This window comes from Chitinophaga sp. CF418 (assembly GCF_900142925.1).
Classification (GTDB): Bacteria; Bacteroidota; Bacteroidia; order Chitinophagales; family Chitinophagaceae; genus Chitinophaga.
This window is the reverse complement of record NZ_FRCN01000003.1, coordinates 580508-600879: the sequence shown is the minus strand read 5'-3', so window position 1 is coordinate 600879 and position 20372 is coordinate 580508. Positions and strand designations below refer to the sequence as shown.

12 protein-coding genes are annotated in these 20372 nt (G+C 47.4%); 9 read left to right on the top strand and 3 right to left on the bottom strand.

The genetic code is table 11. The features are described from left to right. Nucleotides 1-208 precede the first annotated feature (208 nt). Together F3I09_RS09940 and surE are read right to left on the bottom strand one after the other, a co-directional pair. Nucleotides 209-721: a hypothetical protein gene (locus tag F3I09_RS09940; RefSeq protein ID WP_149694879.1), complete on the bottom strand. Its 513-nt coding sequence runs from the start codon at nt 719-721 to the stop codon at nt 209-211. Between the two features lie 217 nt (nt 722-938). Further along, nucleotides 939-1670, bottom strand: coding sequence for a 5'/3'-nucleotidase SurE (gene surE, locus F3I09_RS09935; RefSeq protein WP_149694878.1), 732 nt, complete (start codon nt 1668-1670; stop codon nt 939-941). 62 nt (nt 1671-1732) lie between these two features. Here surE and F3I09_RS09930 point away from each other — a divergent pair, with 62 nt between their 5' ends. The 9 genes from F3I09_RS09930 (at nt 1733) to recB (ending at nt 18934) form a co-directional block, all read left to right on the top strand. Then, nucleotides 1733-2626 (top strand): diacylglycerol kinase family protein, encoded by an 894-nt coding sequence (locus tag F3I09_RS09930; RefSeq protein ID WP_149694877.1) that lies wholly within the window; start codon nt 1733-1735, stop codon nt 2624-2626. A gap of 68 nt (nt 2627-2694) precedes the next feature. Next, on the top strand, nt 2695-3678 hold the full coding sequence (locus F3I09_RS09925; RefSeq protein ID WP_149694876.1) for an ABC transporter ATP-binding protein: 984 nt from the start codon (nt 2695-2697) through the stop codon (nt 3676-3678). 30 nt (nt 3679-3708) lie between these two features. Then, nucleotides 3709-5265 (top strand): UvrD-helicase domain-containing protein, encoded by a 1557-nt coding sequence (locus F3I09_RS09920; RefSeq protein WP_149694875.1) that lies wholly within the window; start codon nt 3709-3711, stop codon nt 5263-5265. Between the two features lie 451 nt (nt 5266-5716). Next, nucleotides 5717-6343, top strand: a complete 627-nt coding sequence (locus F3I09_RS09915) for a (2Fe-2S)-binding protein (RefSeq protein ID WP_149694874.1) — start codon at nt 5717-5719, stop codon at nt 6341-6343. Next, entirely contained in the window at nt 6340-7323 is a 984-nt protein-coding gene (locus F3I09_RS09910; protein WP_149694873.1) for a xanthine dehydrogenase family protein subunit M, read from the top strand. Before F3I09_RS09915 ends, F3I09_RS09910 begins: the two co-directional genes overlap by 4 nt. A 27-nt stretch (nt 7324-7350) precedes the next feature. Beyond that, nucleotides 7351-9519: a xanthine dehydrogenase family protein molybdopterin-binding subunit gene (locus F3I09_RS09905; RefSeq protein ID WP_149694872.1), complete on the top strand. Its 2169-nt coding sequence runs from the start codon at nt 7351-7353 to the stop codon at nt 9517-9519. A 920-nt stretch (nt 9520-10439) separates the two neighbouring features. After that, nucleotides 10440-12245 carry an exodeoxyribonuclease V subunit alpha gene (gene recD, locus F3I09_RS09900; protein ID WP_149694871.1) on the top strand — a complete coding sequence of 602 codons (1806 nt, stop codon included), beginning with the start codon at nt 10440-10442 and terminating at the stop codon, nt 12243-12245. Between the two features lie 16 nt (nt 12246-12261). Further along, the gene (gene recC / locus F3I09_RS09895) at nt 12262-15453 is read left to right on the top strand and encodes an exodeoxyribonuclease V subunit gamma (protein WP_149694870.1); all 3192 of its coding nucleotides are present in this window, start codon (nt 12262-12264) and stop codon (nt 15451-15453) included. Between the two features lie 16 nt (nt 15454-15469). After that, nucleotides 15470-18934 (top strand): exodeoxyribonuclease V subunit beta, encoded by a 3465-nt coding sequence (gene recB / locus F3I09_RS09890; protein WP_149694869.1) that lies wholly within the window; start codon nt 15470-15472, stop codon nt 18932-18934. A gap of 11 nt (nt 18935-18945) precedes the next feature. Here recB and F3I09_RS09885 read toward each other — a convergent pair whose 3' ends face one another. Then, complete coding sequence (locus tag F3I09_RS09885) at nt 18946-20262, bottom strand: glycosyltransferase (RefSeq protein ID WP_149694868.1); 1317 nt, start codon at nt 20260-20262, stop codon at nt 18946-18948. Nucleotides 20263-20372 lie beyond the last annotated feature (110 nt).

Sequence of the window (20372 nt, the reverse complement as noted above, 5' to 3'; positions counted from 1 at the left end):
GTTACAATTTTTGGGGTAATTGCTCATAGTAACCTGACCTCAATACATATATATGGTTTCGCTATTTGGGGCGTTGGCTGCGCATGCCAACGAGGTTTACAGCCTCAAATTAACTCCGTAAAAACAGAAATGGCTGCCCCGGTTGATGCGGAACAGCCACTCCTGTATTACTTTTCTTCTTTCGTTTATAAGAACAACGCTAGCGTCGTTATTCTATTACAGTAACCTTCCCTTTGTAAACACCCCTGATACGACGCTCACCAAATTCAAGTACATATGTGAAGGTTTGGTATTGCGGACCCTGTACGAAGGTGAGGCTTCCTCCTGTAGGTTTACTGAGTATCTCACCTGTTCCGGTCACTTCCTGTCCGTCTTTGTAGGTGACATTCTGATAGAGCAGTGCCACATCGAAATTCTTATTGCTGTCAAATGCCGCTGAGTCAGATGGCATATAAGTATAAGTGACTTTATCTGATAATGTTTCCAGCAGGAATTGAACGGTATGTACCTTGCCGGAAAAGGATGTGGACTGCTTCATATCTGTAAAGGCAACTTCGACACCACCTGTCCAGTTTTTTCTGATAGCATAATCTGTATGGAAAAGGGAATCATTTAATGTAAAACCGTTACGGGGATTTACACCATCATTACCACCGTATACACATCCTGAGAAGTATAAAAATAGTATAGCAGCCGCAAGGCTGAGAGTTGACATCTTCATTAGTTGTAGGTTTCTTGTAGTCTATACCGATAATGTATGCAAATATATAAATACTTTCTGATGAGTATATAAAAAAAGACTGTCCCCGCCATGGCAGGAACAGCCTTTTTTATGATGATATTTTAACAGTATTAATAAGTGAGGAGTACTTATTAGCGGAATAGGGATATGCCCTGGTGATCAATATGACCGCCAGGGCAAGTATACCTGGTCTTATCTAGGACTGGCTGTTCAGGGCCGCTTGTAATTCTGCTTCATTTGTAAGATCGAGTCGTAAGGGAGTGATGGAAACAAAGTCATTTTCCACCGCCCATCTGTCGGTTCCTTCCTCTGCGGGTTCCAGTGGGGTAACGGTAAACCAGTAATGTTTGCGGTTCATGGGATCGGTACCGGGTACGATCTTTCCGTCGTAGAGGCGTACGGATTGCCGGGTCCACCGGATACCTTTGGGTAGTGGTGGAAAATTGACGTTAAACAGGCTCAATCCGGGCTTTTCGAGCAATAATTGAAGCACCATTTCCACATAATTCTCAAAAGCAGGAAAATTGGGTTCTGATTTACCCACAGGAGTGCTCAGTGCAATGCCTTTAATGCCGAGTAGTACAGCCTGCTTAGCGGCAGCCAGCGTACCAGAATGCCACATTCCGTTACCGAGGTTAGGCCCCATATTGATGCCCGAAAGCACAACATCCGTCTTTGCATACAGGTGAGTGCCCAGTGCCACGCAGTCGGCAGGCGTGCCGTTCACCCTGTATGCCTCTATACCTTCAAAGTTAATGGGAGAAGCCTTGAAGGAAAGTGGCCGGGAATGCGTTACTGCATGCCCCATAGAAGACTGTTCCACATCCGGCGCTACTATCCTTACCTCTCCGAACCGCCTTGCCACCTTTGCAAGGAAGGCAATGCCGGGACTGTAAATGCCATCGTCGTTGGTGATTAGTATTCTCATATCTATGCGGCCTCCAAATTCATGCCATCAGGGCATGGTATCCTTTTTGCAAATAATATGTTATGAAAGCGCATTTACTGCACAACCCCAAAGCGGGCGATAAGGACCATTCCGAAAATGAGCTGATAAAGCAGATCAGCGCTCATGGTATCCGCTGCATATATTCCAATGCCAAAAAGAACTGGGTCAAAGAGCTCGCACCAGATGCGGATTTTGTGATCATTGCAGGAGGAGATGGTACTGTCAGAAAGGTTATTCTTGAATTTCTCAACGGTAAAGCGGCCGATAAAAGATATCCCATTGCACTATTGCCCATGGGCACTGCCAACAACATCAGCAGATCGTTGCATCTGATGGGAGATCCTGACGCGCTTATAGACTCCTGGCGACAACCGCACATTCAGAAATTTGATGTGGGTAAGATTGCCGGCTTTCATGAAGAGATGTTCTTCCTCGAAGGCTTCGGATTTGGCATATTTCCCGTGCTGATGGAAGCCATGAAACAACTGGAAGAACCGGATGAGCCGGAAGGGAAAATAAAAATGGCGCTGGAAATACTGTATGACATCATCGGCAATTATACCGCCCGGGAATGCCGGTTGGAAATTGACGGTGTAGACCACTCGGGCAGATACCTGATGGCGGAGGTGATGAACATCCGCTCTATTGGCCCGGGCTTAGACCTGAATGGAGATGCGGATGTGGGTGATGGAGAAATAGAAGTAGTATTGCTGGGAGAAGACAAAAGGAACGCCTTTTTAGCATATATCAGAGACAGGATATCTTCTGCTGCACATAAGGACTATGACCTTCCTGTTATCAAAGGGAAAAATATCAGGATAGGCTGGGAAGATGAACATGCCCATATTGACGATGAACTGATAAAAGTGGGGAAAGCCAAAAGCTACATTGTCAGCATTTTGAAGCGGGAACTGGACTTTTTAGTTCCTGCCTGAATATTGATTGCTTGCTTCGTGCCCGTATAAGTGGTAATTTGCAGCTTTTCATGTGATATTAGCTTTATATGAATTTGTTAGAAGTATCGGGCGTCCGTAAGCTGGAAGGGGATGAAGAAGTGTTGAAGGGTGTCAGCTTTACACAAAAGGAATTCCAGAAGGTGGCCATAGTGGGAGAGTCCGGGTCTGGTAAAAGCACCTTACTTAAAATAATAGGCGGACTGGCACAGGCAGACGGTGGAGAAGTGCTGTTTGAGAACGTGCGTGTGAAAGGTCCGCTGGAAAGGCTGTTACCGGGACAGCCAGGTATCGCTTATCTTTCCCAGCACTATGAATTGCGCAACCATTACAGGATGGAAGAGATCCTGTCTTACGCCAATACTTTATCTGACGAAGAAGCGGAAACACTCTATGAAGTGTGCCACATCAGTCACCTGATGAAGCGGAAGAATGATCAGTTGTCAGGAGGTGAAAAACAGCGTGTGGCGCTGGCACGACTGCTGACTACCGCTCCCCGTCTGCTCATCCTCGATGAGCCTTTCTCCAATCTTGATCCTATCCATAAGAATACATTAAAAAAGGTGATCCGCGAAATAGGTGAACGTTTTGATATCACCTGTCTGATGGTATCGCATGATCCTGTAGATACTTTGTCCTGGGCTGATGAGATCATCATCATGAAAGAAGGACAGATACTCCAGCAGGGACCACCTCAGCAGGTATACAGTCAGCCCGTAAATGAATATGCCGCCGCCCTGTTCGGTAGCTATAACCTGATACCTTCAGCCGCAGCGAAAGATTTTAAAGGTCTTCCTGGCATTAATGTCAACGGCAAAAGCCTCTACATCCGCCCGGAACGTTTTGAAATCACAGATAAGAAGGAACACACACTGAAAGGAAAAGTAAAGGAAGTACACTTCATGGGAAGCATCTATGAAATAGCGGTACAATTGCCTTCCAGTGTAGTCACGGTTAAAACCGGCAACAGTCATCACCGGAAAGGAGAGGAGATCTACCTGTCTTTATCTCCCGATGATGTTTGGTATGCCTGATAATAATCCCAGATGATGTAATTTCACGCCATGAATTTGACCCAGGAGCAGACCGCCATCATCAATAGCAAAGGAGATATCAGGATCATCGCCGTAGCCGGCGCCGGTAAAACCACCACACTCGCCGAATACGCAAAGGCAAGGTCCGATAAACGCATTCTATACCTCGCATTTAACAAGACCGTCAAACTGGAAGCAGAGAAGAAATTTGCAGCCATGAGGCTCTCCCATGTGAGAGTAGAAACTGCACACTCGCTGGCATTTTATTACATTGTAAGAGGAAAAAAATACACCCTTAAAAGTGATGGATACAAGATCAATGAGATCGTGGACATCCTGAACCTGCGGGGCCTTAAAGGAAAACATACCGAATCTATACTCGCTACACATATCAACGCCTATCTTGCTTATTTCTGCAACAGTGCGCCTGCCAAAGTGCAGGACCTCGACTATGAAGATGTATTGACGGATAAGGAAGCCATCGAATTTGCCACTAAATACAAAAAGGACATCCAGTACCAGACCCGTTTATTCCTCGACAAAATGAATAAGGGAGAGATCCCCATCACACACGATTTTTACCTGAAGAAATTCCAGCTGGCCCGTCCTGTACTGGACTATGACGTCATCCTTTTTGATGAAGGACAGGATGCTTCCGGCGCCATGCTGGACGTATTCCGTTCACAGCAGGGTACCAAGGTGCTGGTGGGGGACAGTCATCAGCAGATCTATGGCTGGAGGCATGCGGTGAATTCCCTCGATAAACTGAACTACCCCTTATACACGCTCAGCACCAGTTTCCGCTTCGACCAGGATATTGCTGATCTGGCGTCTTACGTTATACAGTGGAAAAAGCTGTACAGCGCTCCCATGACGGTCAGGATCATCGGCTTCGGGAGGTCCCGTAAGAACCAAACCCGAGCGGTAGTGGCAAGGACCAATGCGGGTTTGCTGGTAAAGGCGATTGAATTATTGATCGAAAAGAAAGAGATCAGGACCGTCTATTTTGAAGGCAGGCTGGAGAATTATACTTACGCCAATGAAGGTGCTTCAGTGTATGATATCCTGAATCTCTACACAGGCGATGTAGGACGCATCAGGGATAAAACCATTGCCAGCATGGATAGTATGGATGACCTGGAAGAGTATATTAAAACCACGGGAGAGGCACAAATGGGGATGCTGGTGGACATGGTGAAGAAATATGGAACAAAGATACCCGGTTACATAAAAAAGCTGAAGGACTGCCACCTGGAGCATGATGATAAGGAGAAGGCCGATATGATCTTCTCTACGGTTCATCGCTGTAAGGGAATGGAATATGACGAGGTGACGCTGACGAACGACTTCATCACACACGACAAGGTAGTGAAACAGGCAGAGAATATTGACAAGGTCAATATTTCAAAACTATCAGAAGAGATCAACCTGCTTTATGTAGCCATTACAAGGGCCAAAAGTCATCTGTATATTCCACAGGAGATCCTGGCAGGGCAACAGAAAGTAGCGCCGGCTATTAAGAAACGAAGGGCTTCTGCAGCGGAGACAAAAGGGGAGAATTATGTATACGCAGGAGAAAGAAAATAGTATGCTTTTGATTCCCCGGAAATGGTAATCATTGTTTGTCATCACCGCATTAATGTTATCAGCACTATCCCGAAAAATAGCATAGCTGTGACTGTCGCCCGGTACAATTTTGGTGGCTGCATGTACAGTGTCTGAACCGTTTGCATACATCCTATTCGTTATGTGATTGTGTACATAACGGAACTGTGTATTAATACGTGTTGATAGAGGATTAGCCGCTGTGATGACCTTTAAATTTATATTTTGCAGGACAACTGTTTGCCATTCGTCATTTCATGATCCACGTTATTGGTTAAATTTATTATGTTGAAGCAACGCCATTCAAAGCACGAAGGAGACCATCAAGTAAACTGGAAAAATCGAATAAAACAGAGAACCTGAAATTGCCGGAGGCTTTACACAACAAACAAAAAAACCGCACAATACTGTCAAACTGAAACTGAAGCAAACTATGGATGACCAACTCAAAAACGGGGAGCATACCGGTACATCCCGGCGCTCTTTCCTGAAGAAATCCTCCCTGATCACTGCGTTGGCGCTAACGCCCGACACTGTGATCAAAGCCGCTGAGAAGGGTATTGATGAGCAGATCGCATCGGCTATTGAAACAATGCCGTTGAATGTCACCATCAACGGTGTGAAACAAAGCGTCAGGATAGAACCACGTGTTACCTTACTGGACCTGCTGCGGGAACGCCTGCACCTGACCGGTACCAAGAAAGGGTGCGACCACGGACAATGCGGCGCCTGTACCGTACATGTGGATGGTCAGCGGGTGAACTCCTGCCTGACCCTGGCCCTGACAACAGAAGGCCGGAATGTGACCACTATCGAGGGACTGGCAGATGGAGACAACCTGCATCCTATGCAGGAAGCTTTCCTGGAGCATGATGGTTTCCAGTGCGGATACTGCACCCCGGGGCAGATCATGTCTGCCGTATGCTGTATCCGGGAGGGGCATGCCAATACACCAGAGGAAGTGCGTGAATATATGAGTGGCAACATCTGCCGTTGCGGCGCCTATTCCAATATCGTAGATGCTATCATGGACGTAAAACAGGGAGGGAAAAAAGTATGAACCAGTTCAGTTACGTGAGGGTCACCTCCAAAGAATCTGCCATTGCGGCGATGGCAAAAGAGAAAACAGCGATGTTCCTGGCAGGCGGTACCAACCTTGTAGATCTGATGAAGAGTGGTGTAACGAGTCCGGAAAGACTGGTGGACATCAATAATGTGCCGCTGGCGACGATAGAAGAAACCAAGACCGGCCTCCGTATTGGTGCGCTGGCAAAGAATACAGCTGTTGCCGAAAATGCGCTTGTCATCAGGCACTTCCCGCTTTTATCACAGGCCCTGAAAGCGGGCGCTTCTCCGCAGTTAAGGAACATGGCCACTGTGGGTGGAAATATGATGCAGCGCACCCGCTGTCATTACTTCTACGACAGCGCTTTGCCTTGTAATAAGCGTAATCCCGGTTCAGGCTGCGGTGCAATAGGAGGTTTCAACAGGATGCATGCCATCTTTGGCGCCAGCGACAAATGCATTGCCGTTCATCCCAGCGATATGTGTGTAGCGCTTACTGCCCTGGATGCTGTGATTACAGTGGCAGGCCCTAAAGGGGAGCGGAAGATCCCCTTTGGAGATTTTCACCGTCTGCCGGGCGATACTCCTGAACAGGACAATAACCTGCAGCGGGGAGAGCTGATCATTGCCGTAGACATTCCTTTCAACCAGTTATCAGCACATACGCATTACCTGAAAGTACGCGATCGTGCATCCTACGCATTTGCGCTGGTATCAGTAGGTGCAGCCATGCAGATCAAAGGTGGCAACATTGCTGACGTGCGACTGGCCATGGGAGGCGTAGCGCATAAACCCTGGCGTTTGAAAGAAGCAGAGGCATGGCTGAAAGGAAAGCCTGCCACAGAAGAGAACTTCCGCAAGGCTGCCGGCATGGCAATGACTAATGCGAAGTCGCAGGGAGGCAATGAATTCAAACTCACCTTAGCGCCCAACACTATTGTAGAAGCGCTTAAAACAGCTGCCGGACAGGTATAACATCTTCTAAACGTTAAAACCCACCATATGGGAATCGATAAAAAAAGTGAGCCGATCAACCGGGTAGATGGCAGGGCCAAAGTAACCGGTAAGGCGAAATACTTTGCAGAATTTGAAGTGCCGGGAGTAACTTTCTGCGTGATGGTAACCAGCCCTGTTACACGCGGCACCATCACAACTATCAATACCAAAGCCGCTGAACGCGCACCCGGCGTACTGGCGGTATTCACTCACCTGAACATGCCGGCCATCCCGGGTTGGGCAGAGCAGGGGAATAACAGCAAACTTCCTTCCGGTGGCGAGCGATACCACATGTTAGGCAGCAATAAAATACTTTTCAACGGTCAGCCTGTTGCTTTGGTCATTGCAGATACCCTGGAGCGCGCACAACATGCGGCTTCTCTGGTAACAGCTACCTACAACAAGGCCGAACATCATACCGATTTGCTGAAGAACAAGGAAAAGGCCGCTATGCCTCCCCGTATGGGCGACTATACCCGGGGAGCTGACACGAACGCGCACAATACTGCTCCGGTAGTATTAAAGGCCGATTATACTGTTCCCATTGAAGTGCATAACCCCATGGAGCTGGCGGGTATCCTTGCATTCTGGGAAGGAGATGACAAGCTCACCGTATATGCCAAAACACAAGGTGTTAAATCCACGCAACGTACGCTGGCAGGTGCATTTAAGATCGACGAGAAGAACATACAGGTATACGCTGAATTTGTTGGCGGAGGTTTTGGTATGGGCCTGCGCACCTGGCCACAGGAAGTAGTGGTGGCCGCTGCTGCCCGTGCAGTGAAAAAGCCGGTGAAACTGGTGCTGACCCGCGATCAGATGTTTACATTAGTGGGTTATCGTCCTTACACCATCCAGCATATCAGTATGGGCGCCACTCAGGATGGTCAGCTGACAGGTATTTACCATGAGGCTACCGCCGAAACGGCCAGTTACGACGACTTTACCGAAGGCACGGTAGGCATGACCCGTTTCATGTATGCCTGTCCGAATGTAACCACCAAATACCGCATCGTACCACTTGACAGGGGCGTACCTATCTGGATGCGTGGGCCGGGAGAAGCTACCGGCGCATTCGCCCTGGAATCAGCTATTGATGAAATGGCTTATAAAGTGAATATGGATCCCCTGCAGTTCAGGCTGAAAAACTTCGCGGAAACTGATCCGGAGAAGAACAAACCCTTTTCCAGCAATAACCTGAAAGAGGCGTACCAGCTCGGTAGTGAGAGGATCGGCTGGGCTAAACGTAATCCGGCTCCCGCTTCCATGAAGGATGGCGAATGGCTGGTAGGTTATGGGATGAGCACTGGTGTATTCGGCGCTCATCGTGGTGAGTCTACCTGTCGTGCGCAATTGAATGCTGATGGTACTTTATTACTGCAGAGTGCTACCAGTGACATCGGTCCCGGTACCAGTACTGCCATGGTACAGATCGCACATGAGGTAACTGGTTTACCGATAGAGAAGATCCGTTTTGAGCTGGGTAATGCAGCTTTCCCACCTTCCGGCAGTCAGGGCGGTTCTGCTACGGTATCATCTGTAGGATCTGCCGTGTTTGACGTTTGTACTGCATTGAAAGGCATGCTGACAGAAGCCGGCTTATCATTCGATAACGGCACTGTGAAACCGGCAGCGGGCAAATCTGATGGTTTGCAAGAGGTGCTGTCAAAACAGAACAAGACTTTCTTCGAGGTAACGAAATCCTCCAAAGGTGGTGCAGAGCAGGAAAAATATTCCATGTATTCTTTCTCTATTCACTTTGCAGAAGTACGGGTGCATCCGGCTACCGGTGTAGTGCGCGTGAAGCGGGTTGTAACAGTCGCTGATTCCGGCCGGATTGTAAGCCCTAAAACTGCTGCGAGCCAGATGATTGGCGGAGTGACGGGTGGTATCGGTATGGCGCTGACAGAAGAGGGAATTATCGACCACCGCTTCGGCCGTTTCGTAAACAACAACCTGGCGGATTATCATGTACCAGTAAGCGCTGATGTGCCGCATATTGAGACGATCTTTGTTGACAAGCCTGATCCGATCACTAATCCGATGGGCTCCAAAGGCATGGGAGAGATCGCCTTGATCGGCTTCTCTGCTGCGGTTGCGAATGCTGTTTACCATGCTACTGGTAAGCGGATCAGAGAGCTACCGATTACGCCGGATAAAATATTGTCTGCTTGATATTTCAAAGGCCTCCGTATTCCGGGGGCCTTTCTTTTTGGGATTTCTGTTGATAGAGGAACGTTGGTTGTTACAAAGTCTTTGCTTATGGGTTTTTGGTGGTGTTTGTGTTTGTCGGCTGCTGCGGCTTCAGGTGGGACCACTGGCTGTAGTTCTTTGAAGCTGTGTGCTATTAAGCAATTTCAAGCGGATGGGCTTTAGAATATCTATTCAACCCCTGGTGCTGCGTGTCAGCTTTGCTTCAAATAACTAAGGCCAGGGTCTCCACCTGAAGCCTTCCGCTGCCTATGGGGTTTTTGTATGAGGAATGGGCGGCTTCGTCAATGGGGATACTTTTAATTTTCGTCAACATGAGGATCAACATACTGATAGCTGTTATGTATTTCTCTTCTATATATCTCTGTTTGTGGTGCATACGTTACCTATAAAAGTAGTTGGGAGTCCTGCGGAGGGCTTTAGGTGGAGACCCTGGCCTTAGTTGTTTGAAGCAGGTTGATACGTCCCACCAGGGGTTAAATAGATATTCTAAAGCTCCTCCGCTTGAATAAGTTCAATAGCAAGCCAGCTTCAAAGAACTACAGCCAGCGGTCCCACCTGAAGCCGCAGCGGATGATAAAACAGAAATCTGTGCATATATCCCTCCCAAATGTGGATAACTTTCCCTCTTAACCTTCACTAACCATCCCGCGTAAAACCATATCAAAGGCATAGTAAAGGCATAGTAAAGGCATGGATAAAGCATGCCAACGTGGGCCAATTTTGGACCATGCCAATAATTCAGACAAGCCCTTCTGTCAATCCCCTGAAACCACTCCGCCGTGACAAACAAAACTGGAAAATCCCCCTGTGAAACAACAACAATAAAAATCGTAATTTCACAGATTGCCTCAGCCGCGGGGCGACAGGCACTGAAACGAGATATGCATACAATCAACGACGTTCACCAGCAATTTGCAGAATACTTCCAGATACCGGCACTAAAGCCGTACGCCTACCTGCTTTCAAGAAAGCTGAGCGAAGGCCACATCTGCCTGCACCTGGATAAACGTATTGAAAATGAGGGAGAACTGCCCGCATTCTGCGAAAACCTGCCAGTTGGCAGTAAGCAGTTACAACATATACCGCTGGTAGCAAAGAATGGCAGTGATACACAGCCATTTGTGCTGTACCAGGAACGGCTGTATCTGCAGAGATACTTCCGGTATGAAACGACCTTCCTGCGCCGCATCCACCAATTCCTCGCCACAGAAAAGACTGTGCTGCAGGAACGTCTGGAAATGCTGGAAACAAACCGCGCATTCATCAGTAAACTGTTTGCCGCAGGTCCGGCATTCAAAGCCGATGGCGGTGATCCGGCCGACTGGCAACTCAGTGCTGCGGTGACAGGAGTGCTGAACAACTTTACGATCATTACAGGTGGCCCGGGAACTGGTAAGACCACTACTGTTGCAAAGATTCTGGCAATATTGTACAATCTCGATCCATCCCTGAAAGTAGCACTCGCGGCGCCTACAGGGAAAGCCGCTGCACGTATGGCAGAGAGTTTACGGAATACACAGCTGCCGGTGGATGAGACGATTACTGCACAGTTCCAGAGCCTGATGCCCAGTACTATTCACCGGCTGCTGCGCTCAAAAAAAGATAATCCTTACTTCGTGTATAATGCGGATAATCCGCTGAACTTCGATGTCGTGATCGTGGATGAATGCTCGATGATCGATGTCGCTTTGTTTGCCAAACTGCTGGACGCTGTTGGTACAGGAACAAGACTGATACTACTGGGAGATAAAGACCAGCTGGCCTCCGTGGAGGCAGGCAGCATGTTTGGCGATCTTTGTCAGGCACAGGATACACTGAACCTCTTTACAACCGACAGGCTGACGCTGATCAATTCCTTCATCCCGGATGCACAAAGGAAACTGCCACTGACACAGGTGAAGGAAGAGGACCCGCATCCACTTTTTCAACACCTGGTGGAGCTGCGCCGTAGTCACCGGTTTAGTGGAGAGCAGGGAATCGGTAAATTTAGTAAAGCCATTATCGCCAATAACCAGACCGCTATACAAAGTTTCCTGGTGCCGGGAGCAGATGAGCAGGTGGTGATCGATCAGGGATATTCAAAAGAGTTGTTCAGGGATTTTGTATCAGGTTACAGCGCCTTTATTGTAGAGAATGATATCCGTGCCGCACTGCAACTGTTGAATGATCTTCGTGTGTTGTGTGCGATCAGGGAAGGAGAGGAAGGACTGTATGCCATTAACAAGACTATTGAAAAGATCCTGCACGATAAAAGGCTGATCCGTGTGAATGCAGACTTCTATGAGAACCGGCCCATCATCCTGACGCGTAACTATTACGAACATGGCCTTTTTAACGGCGATACAGGCATTATCCGCCCGGATGAACTGGGAGTGCTCATGGCATGGTTTGAAGACAGTAACGGGGAGCTGAAGGCTATTCTGCCAGGGTATCTTACGGAGGCAGAAACCGTGTTTGCCATGACCATCCATAAAAGCCAGGGATCGGAATTCAAAGAAGTGATGGTGATCCTGCCAAAAGCAAAGGATGTACCCATCCTGACAAGGGAATTATTGTATACTGGTGTAACCAGGGCAAAACAGAAAGTGTATGTGCAGGCATCAGCAGAAGTACTGATGCAGACAGCGGAACGTTTTGTGGAAAGAGCCTCGGGTATAGGTCAGCGTTTTACGGATGACCATTCCTGACAATTGAATAACACTTATGGCATTATATCTGAAAGTGTCCAATTCTCTGGAGATACTCTCCATGGGACTGGCACAGGAACTTAAAGCTTCACACAGCCGGGTGTTTGAACAACATCTCATCGTTACACAAACGGAAGGGATGAACAACTGGCTGAAACTGCAGATGGCGGAATACCTCGGTATTGCCGCCAATTGCCGCTTCCTTAAACCAAATGATCTCATCCATCAGATCTATTTCCTGATGGATGGCCACTATACTGAAATGCTTTCCGGCAGGAACCTTACCTGGTTGCTATATAAACTGCTGGGAGAAGACGCTTTCCGGGAAACCTATCCTGCCGTAGCTACTTATTATCACAATACTGAACCGGATAGTGACCTGAAACGAATGGCGCTTGCGGAAAGAACAGCTGACCTTTTTGACCAGTACCAGATCTATCGTCCGGAGATGATCCGTGAGTGGAATGAACAGGCGGAAGATCCCCTGGCAAAGATGGACTGGCAGCAGTATCTCTGGGGCAAAGCCAAGAAGGTATCAGGTAATACGCTGCCGGATAAAACGATCGTCGGACAGCATATTCTGGATATGCTGAAGAACCCCGATCAACAGGCCCTGCTGGCAGACCGTATGAGTACTGTACACCTGTTCGGTCTCTCCATCATTACGGCATATCACGTGCAGATACTGCATGAACTGTCATCCTTCATTGACGTGCATTTCCATATTATCAACCCATCTCCGGAGCTTTACTGGTTTGAAGACAAGAGTGAGAAACAGCAGGCCCGCTGGCGACTAAAAGGCCGTCCGCTGCTGGAGTCGGACGTGGCTGGTAATCCGCTGCTGATGGGCTGGGGGCGTGTAGTACAGGATACCTTCGGATTGTTCTTCCAGTATGATGCCTTTATCAACGCCTACGATAGCGAAGGACTGGTAGTGCCGGAACCGGATACATTGCTGAATAAGATCCAGCATGATATTTTCAACAATGCCAATGATAGCAGGAACCGCATCTTCCCCGAAGACATTCAGGATGGTTCCATCACCATCAATAACTGTTATACCGTTGCCCGTGAGGTGGAAGTGCTGTATAACTACCTGGTGCATCTGGTAGATAGAAAAAAAGAAACATTGTCGCCACGCGATATTGTGGTCATGGTGAGAGATATAGATGCATATGCGCCTTACATTAAAGCGATCTTCAACAACGCACCCTATAAGTTCCGGTATACCATTGCAGATGAAAGTTATGCAGACAGCGATAACCTCTTCAATGCACTACATGCCATTCTCCGGCTGAATGAAGAGAATTTTAAGGCAGAAGAAGTGTTGCAGCTGCTGGATTCATCTTATATCAGGAAACGTTTTGGTATCAATAATGTGACGTTGGTACGCTCTGTAGTAGATCAGGCGAATATCCGTTTCGGAATACATGGCGCGAAGGAAGATGAAACCTTCCTGGTAAGCTGGAAGTATGGTATCAGGCGGATCATGTTTGGTATCTGTATGAGTGGAGGTGAGGAATACGGCAAAGGGGATGACAGCTTCTTCCCGTTGGATATACTTGAGGGTAGCGATAGCCTGGAGGTGATACGCTTCTGCCACTTTGCAGAGGTATTAATCACAGCTGTGGAAGAGCGTAAGAAGGCACGTAGTATCAGCGGCTGGGTGGAGTATATAGAAGGCCTGCTGCATAATATGGTGTATGAGCCCGATGAAGAAGTGGATGAAGATTATAATACGCTGATGCAGCAGCTGGCAGACTACAATCTGCTGAATGAGTATATGAGCGATACGGTGACATTTGATGTGTTCAGCCATAGCTTCCTGCAAACACTGACCGGTACTACCAGGACAGGCCTGTTTGTGAATGGCGGCATCACTTTCTGCTCGCTGATCCCCATGCGTAGTATTCCCTTCAGGGTGGTGGCCATGCTGGGACTGGACTACGATAAGTTTCCCCGCCGGGAACAGCCCATTGGCTTTAACCTGATGGAGAAGAACAAACAGAGAGGTGACCGTAACGTGAAGGATAATGATAAACACCTTTTCCTGGAAACAGTATTGTCGGCCCGTCAGTATTTATACATCAGTTATGTGGGGCAGAGCGCCAAGGATAATAGTCGTATGCCGCCTTCCGCGCTGGTAGATGAACTGCTGGACTATATAGAATCCGGTACGGATGAACCAGACCAGGTGAGAAACAAACTGGTGACCAGGCAACCTTTGCAGGGCTTTAGCAGGAAGTATATGACGGGTGATGAACGCTTGTACAGCTACCTGAATACTACCGTGCCTGAGCGTCCTATCACAAGGGCCGGTAAGGTAATGGAGCCGCTCGTGCTGGAAGAGGTAGACCTGGATGAACTGGTACGTTTCTTTAAAAATCCTTTCAAAGCGTATTATAACAAAGTATTAGGCATCTACTATAACGACGAGCAGGTATTGCTGAATGAAACAGAAATCTTTCAACTGGACAGCCTGCAGCGCTGGAACCTGAAGAATGAGTTGTTGCAGATGGATGCGAATGCTATAGCCAACATGAAGATCCGCCTGGTAAAGACAGGCCGCTTGCCTTTGAAGAACATGGCGTATGTAGCTTTACAGCAGATAGAATCTGAAGTACAGCCGGTGCGTGATAAATACAGAACCTGTATCAATGGAGCTGATGAACAATCTGTACAGGTGAACCTCGACATAGAAGGCACCTTGCTGAAAGGCACTATTCATAGTGTGTTTGATGGTAAACTGGTGCAGGTGTCATGGTCGAAGCGGGAGGATAAATACCTGATAGAGGCATACATCCGCTATCTGGCAGGCAGGGCGGCAGGCGTGCTGACAGGCATGTGGTTTATCTCGGGAGCCAGCAAACAGGAGGCTTTCGAGGCACTACCACTGGTGCAGGAAGAAGCATTACAAAGATTAACCGCATTAATGGATATATTCAGAGAAGGATTTGAACATATCACACCATTCTATCCCGACTTTGATATCAAACCCGCAGATGTGGCAGAACTGGATTTCAGCAAGTTTGTGAAGAAGGTGGATAAGGCATTGGATAAAGGGGATGACAGGACAGTAGATCCTTATATCTTCCGTGAATATGAGAACGGCTTCTTCAATGATGAAACCACGCTGGATACTTATAAGACTATCTGCACGCATGTGCTGCTGCCACTGGCGGAAATGATACCGGGTTATTACAATTAATAGAGGCAAGAACACAATGACTGAACATATCAACTACCAGGATTTTGACGCGGGCACCGTGCCACTGCAGGATAGTAACCTGATAGAGGCCAGTGCCGGTACAGGAAAAACATATTCCATCGCCATTCTTGTATTGAGACTGGTACTGGAAAATGCGCTATCTGTAAAAGAGATCCTGATGGTGACCTTTACCAAGGCTGCCGTGGCAGAGCTGGAAGAGCGTATCCGCCTGTTTGTGCGGAATGCTTATAAGGCCAGCCAGGGACTGGAAATAAAGGATGATAACATCCTGCGGCTGGTAGAAGAGGCAGTTGATCGTAATGGACTGGAACAGGTGCAGCAGCAACTCAAAGATGCAGTATTGTTTCTCGATGAGACAGCAGTATTGACCATTCACAGTTTCTGTCAGAAGACATTGAATGAATTTGCTTTTGAGACCGACCAGCTTTTCGGTGCCGAGATGATACAGGATACCCGGACGCTGATAGAGGAAGAAGTACAAAAGTTCTGGCGTAAACATGTTACGACCCTGCATATCCGGCTGCTGGAGAAGATCTGGGAGCCAGGTATGATGCCCGGCATTACTACTGCCCTCAATGAGCATATGGGAGGTAAACGTTATTTCGCTTATGAGCCGGGTAAACGATATGTGATTAAAGCAAAGGAGCAGGAGGAATGGTTGCAGCAACTAGATGCAGTGGATGAAAAGAAGGATGCGGCTGAAAAGGATCTGGTGGCTTTTGTGAAGGATAATATAGACAGGCTGAAAGCATTGTGTGAAGGGAATCAGTACGCAAAGAAAGCGCTGTTGCCATGTGTAGATGATCCGGCACAATTCATTGGAGTTATAAAGGAGAAACGCAGCTCCGCAGGTTACATCGCTAAACTGTTCCCTGATCTGCTCGAACGCCTGGATAAGGTGGCGGCTCTTGATGAAGAACGAAAAGGCAATGTACAGCAGGTGATCAGCCGATTGTATTGCTTTGCTATAGAGGAAATTGCTGCAGGAGTTAAAGGCTATAAGAAACGCAATAACCTGCTGAGTTATGATGACATGATCACGAACCTGCACAGGTCATTGGTGGAAAAGAATAACCCGGGACTGGTAAAGGTATTGCAGGAGAAATATAAAGCCGTATTTGTGGATGAGTTCCAGGATACTGACAGGATGCAATATGAGATCTTCGAGAAAGCATTCGGTACAGATACTATCCTGTTTTATATCGGCGATCCCAAACAGAGTATCTATGCATGGCGTAAGGCAGATATCTTTACGTATTTTAAGGCCAGAGGTAGTGTGCGGCATGTGTATGGTATGAACCATAACTTCCGCTCTTCCGAACCGTTTATAGAAGCGATGAATACCTTCTTCCTGCCGGTGCCTGATTTCGATACTTTCTATTTCAATGGTGAAGGGAACGCGATCAACTACATTAAGGTAGAGAGCCCGGAAAGGAATACAAAAGGATGCTTATTCAGAGGAGAAGCTGCAGATGTACCTATCACTGTGTTTAATGCATCCAACAGTAACGAACTAACCGGGAGTGTAGCGGCGCAGGTAGCGTTGTTATTGAGAAGTGGTGAATATACCATCGGGAATGAAGAAGCTAAGCGTCCTGTCAAACCATCCGATATTGGCATCCTGGTACGTACCGGCAGGCAGGGTAGAGAAGTGAAAGCCCAGCTGGCAAAGCTGGGAGTACCGGCTGTAACAGTGGATGACGCCAGGGTATTACAATCTGAAGAGGCAACATATCTCTTATATCTGCTGGAGGCAATGCTGGAACCCAATCGCTCTTCCATCAACCGTGCATTATTGTCTCCTTTTACTAACCTGAAACTGGAAGATGTACTGGTGCTGGATGATGAAGTCACCCTTGCATTTTTCGGGAATTATAAAAATCGCTGGCAGCAGGATGGTATTTATACAGCCATGATGGATTTCATCACAGACTTTAATGTTCGCAATATATTGCTGTACACGCATACAGAAAGTGGTGAACGCGTTATTTCCAACTTGTTTCAGCTGACAGAACTTGTGCACCAGATCCAGAGCCGTAAGAATCTATCGATGACGGAACTGGTATCATGGCTGAAACGTGGGATAGATGGCATGGCCACTGAAGGAGATGAATACGAGCAGCGGGTAGAAAGTGATGAGGAAGCGGTGAATATTGTAACCATCCATAAGAGTAAGGGACTGGAATATAAGATTGTGATGGCGCCTTTCCTCGATTTTGTGGAGAACAAGCATGCGGAGTTCTTTAGTTTCCGGGATCCTGTTACAGGTGATTATGTGGGTGTGGAAAAGAAGCGCATGACGGATGAACAGCGCAGCTCTTATGCCCGTCAGGCGGAGCAGGAGAACAGGCGTTTGTTGTATGTAGCCATTACCCGTGGCGTGTATAAATGTTTTGTGTTCCGTAATAACAGCAAGTACTATAGCAATTCTACCTTATTAACTTTCCTGCAGGCATTGATAGCGGCAGCGCCATCTTCCGGTATTATTAAGTTTGAACAGGACCTTCCGGCAGCACCGGAACAGGATGCTAACCGGCATACCGGAGCAGTAGTGAATACTGGTACAGATGCGCCTGTCAGATTTGTGCTGAAAGAGCAGAACTGGCGGAAGATGAGTTATACCATGCTGGCCGCAAAGGCAGAGCAAAGCCTGAAAGTGCGTCCTTTACAGCAGGAAGATCCTTATGAGACATTCATATTTCATACATTAAAGAGAGGTGCGAAGACAGGTAATCTGCTGCACTTCCTGTTTGAGAACATTAACTTCTCTGAAGACAGTCGCTGGGAGAAATGGCTGACAGAAGCCATCCGCCGTTTTGTACCGGGGCAGCAGGAAGTATATGCGCCTATGCTGCGCCAGTTGCTGGAACATGTGTTGCATACTGATATTACGGTCGGAGGACATACCTTTCCCCTGTCGGCAGTTATCTGGCATAAACGTATCCCGGAATTCGAGTTCGACTTCCCTGTATCAGCTTTCTTCCCTGATATGCTGAATGGTCTTTCTGACGAGAGGACGAGCGTCATCGTACGCCGTTTCCATGAACATGGCAGTCATGAGCTGGAAGGGATCATGAATGGCAAAATGGACCTTTTCTTTGAGCATGAAGGAAAGTATTATATCCTGGACTGGAAATCCAATTACCTGGGCGACTCACCGGAAGACTACACCCCGGCGGCTTTATCCGTTGCCATGAATGAGAATAACTATCATCTGCAATACCTCATCTATACATTGGCTGCCAAGAAGTACCTGGAGAGTCGCCTGCACGCATTTAACTATGAAAAGCAGTTCGGTGGTGTGATCTATTGTTTTGTAAGGGGTATCAGAAAAGGGCAGCCTACCGGCATCTTTGCCAGTAAACCACCCCTCACGAAAATATTGCAGCTGGAGAATAGTTTATCGCCCAATATCAATAAAAAACAGCCACCACAGCAAAAGCTGTTTGATATCTACTAAACCACCTTACCTCACGCAGGCCGCTTCATCAGCAGGTCTGCCACATATCCTGCACTAAGCGGAATAGGGTCGTATTGGTTGAATTCTTCCATCAGCCTGGATATATTCGTTTTATATAGAGGGGTATCCATTATAATATCAAATGCTTCACTGATTTGATCTGCACTGGGATTTTCTGTATGCAAGTTGATACCATATTTCATGTAACCGATCCTGGCACAGGTTTCACTCCTGCATTTATCCGTGCCGGCGGCAATGACAGGAAGCCTGTGCTGCAGGCTTAGCAGCACGCCGCCATAATCTCCGTTGGTGATAAAGACATCTGCATAAGGCATCAGGTCATTAAAAGGAATGTAGTCCTCAATGATAACATTCCGGTAAGGATATCTTGCGCGTAATGCTGCAGTCTTTGATCCACCCGTAGTGACAATAGTAAGCACATTCGTATCGCGGAATGCTTCCAGTGCGGGTATAATGAGCTTGCTGACGTCTTTCTCCGTTTTACCCTGTGTAACCAGCGCGATCTTCCTGTATTGATGCAGTCTGTCATCAAACCAGGGTACTTTTTTACCTGCTGAATATGGTAGCAGGGCGCCTATATAACGGATGTTACTGCCCATGTCTCTCCGCTGATATTCAAATCCGGGACTACCTATCTGCAGCACAAGGTCAGCATTCTTTACAATGCTGTCCAGCAGGTTGGCGCCTTTGTTCCTGATACCATATTTTCTAAAAATCTGTTCATAGGCTTTATAGGATTCTTTGAATAGTATTTTGTCTGTAAGAAAACGTAAAGCTGCCTGTTTCAATCGTCCTAACAAATGATGGGAAGGCGTCATGCCAAGGCCGTAAGGAGGGAGGTCCCGGGAAGCTTCCGCCAGGGGTACAACACCAATGGCGATCACCGGTACACCCAGTATTTTACGCACGATAGGAGCGGCAGTGAACATATTGTCCACTATCATGATATCGAAAGGGAATACTTCGTAGATGCGGCGGATATTCTCAAAGTGTGTGGCAGCAGGTTTTGCAAGGATGTTGAGCATATCATAGTTAAGCTTCGCAACCCTGTCCCTGATCAAGGTCCTGTCAGGATGCATCTCATCGGCATTTTCATCATGTACATCCCTGTGTTTTCCGGGTGTGTAATGATAAATGTATAACTGGTGGAATTTAGTGGTATAGTATTTCGATGCATACCATCTTACATCACAGCCCCAATCCTGTAAATACTTCGCTAAACCTGTCAGCGGATCTATATGGGCATCAGTCGAGATAGTAGCAAATAATACTTTCTTACCAGCAAGTTGTTCAAAACTACTTGTCATAGTAAATATTAAAAAGCGTATGTGCTAATGCTTGTAAATGAATAGCATTCACTAATGGTTTAAAGCATTAACGTTAATGGTTATGTTATAAGTATGTTGACAGGAACGTA

Bases quoted from the DNA above. Each gene is read 5' to 3' on its own strand.
- F3I09_RS09940 (WP_149694879.1), bottom strand. From the start codon at position 721: ATGAAGATGTCAACTCTCAGCCTTGCGGCTGCTATACTATTTTTATAC.
- surE (WP_149694878.1), bottom strand. From the start codon at position 1,670: ATGAGAATACTAATCACCAACGACGATGGCATTTACAGTCCCGGCATT.
- F3I09_RS09930 (WP_149694877.1), top strand. From the start codon at position 1,733: ATGAAAGCGCATTTACTGCACAACCCCAAAGCGGGCGATAAGGACCAT.
- F3I09_RS09925 (WP_149694876.1), top strand. From the start codon at position 2,695: ATGAATTTGTTAGAAGTATCGGGCGTCCGTAAGCTGGAAGGGGATGAA.
- F3I09_RS09920 (WP_149694875.1), top strand. From the start codon at position 3,709: ATGAATTTGACCCAGGAGCAGACCGCCATCATCAATAGCAAAGGAGAT.
- F3I09_RS09915 (WP_149694874.1), top strand. From the start codon at position 5,717: ATGGATGACCAACTCAAAAACGGGGAGCATACCGGTACATCCCGGCGC.
- F3I09_RS09910 (WP_149694873.1), top strand. From the start codon at position 6,340: ATGAACCAGTTCAGTTACGTGAGGGTCACCTCCAAAGAATCTGCCATT.
- F3I09_RS09905 (WP_149694872.1), top strand. From the start codon at position 7,351: ATGGGAATCGATAAAAAAAGTGAGCCGATCAACCGGGTAGATGGCAGG.
- recD (WP_149694871.1), top strand. From the start codon at position 10,440: ATGCATACAATCAACGACGTTCACCAGCAATTTGCAGAATACTTCCAG.
- recC (WP_149694870.1), top strand. From the start codon at position 12,262: ATGGCATTATATCTGAAAGTGTCCAATTCTCTGGAGATACTCTCCATG.
- recB (WP_149694869.1), top strand. From the start codon at position 15,470: ATGACTGAACATATCAACTACCAGGATTTTGACGCGGGCACCGTGCCA.
- F3I09_RS09885 (WP_149694868.1), bottom strand. From the start codon at position 20,262: ATGACAAGTAGTTTTGAACAACTTGCTGGTAAGAAAGTATTATTTGCT.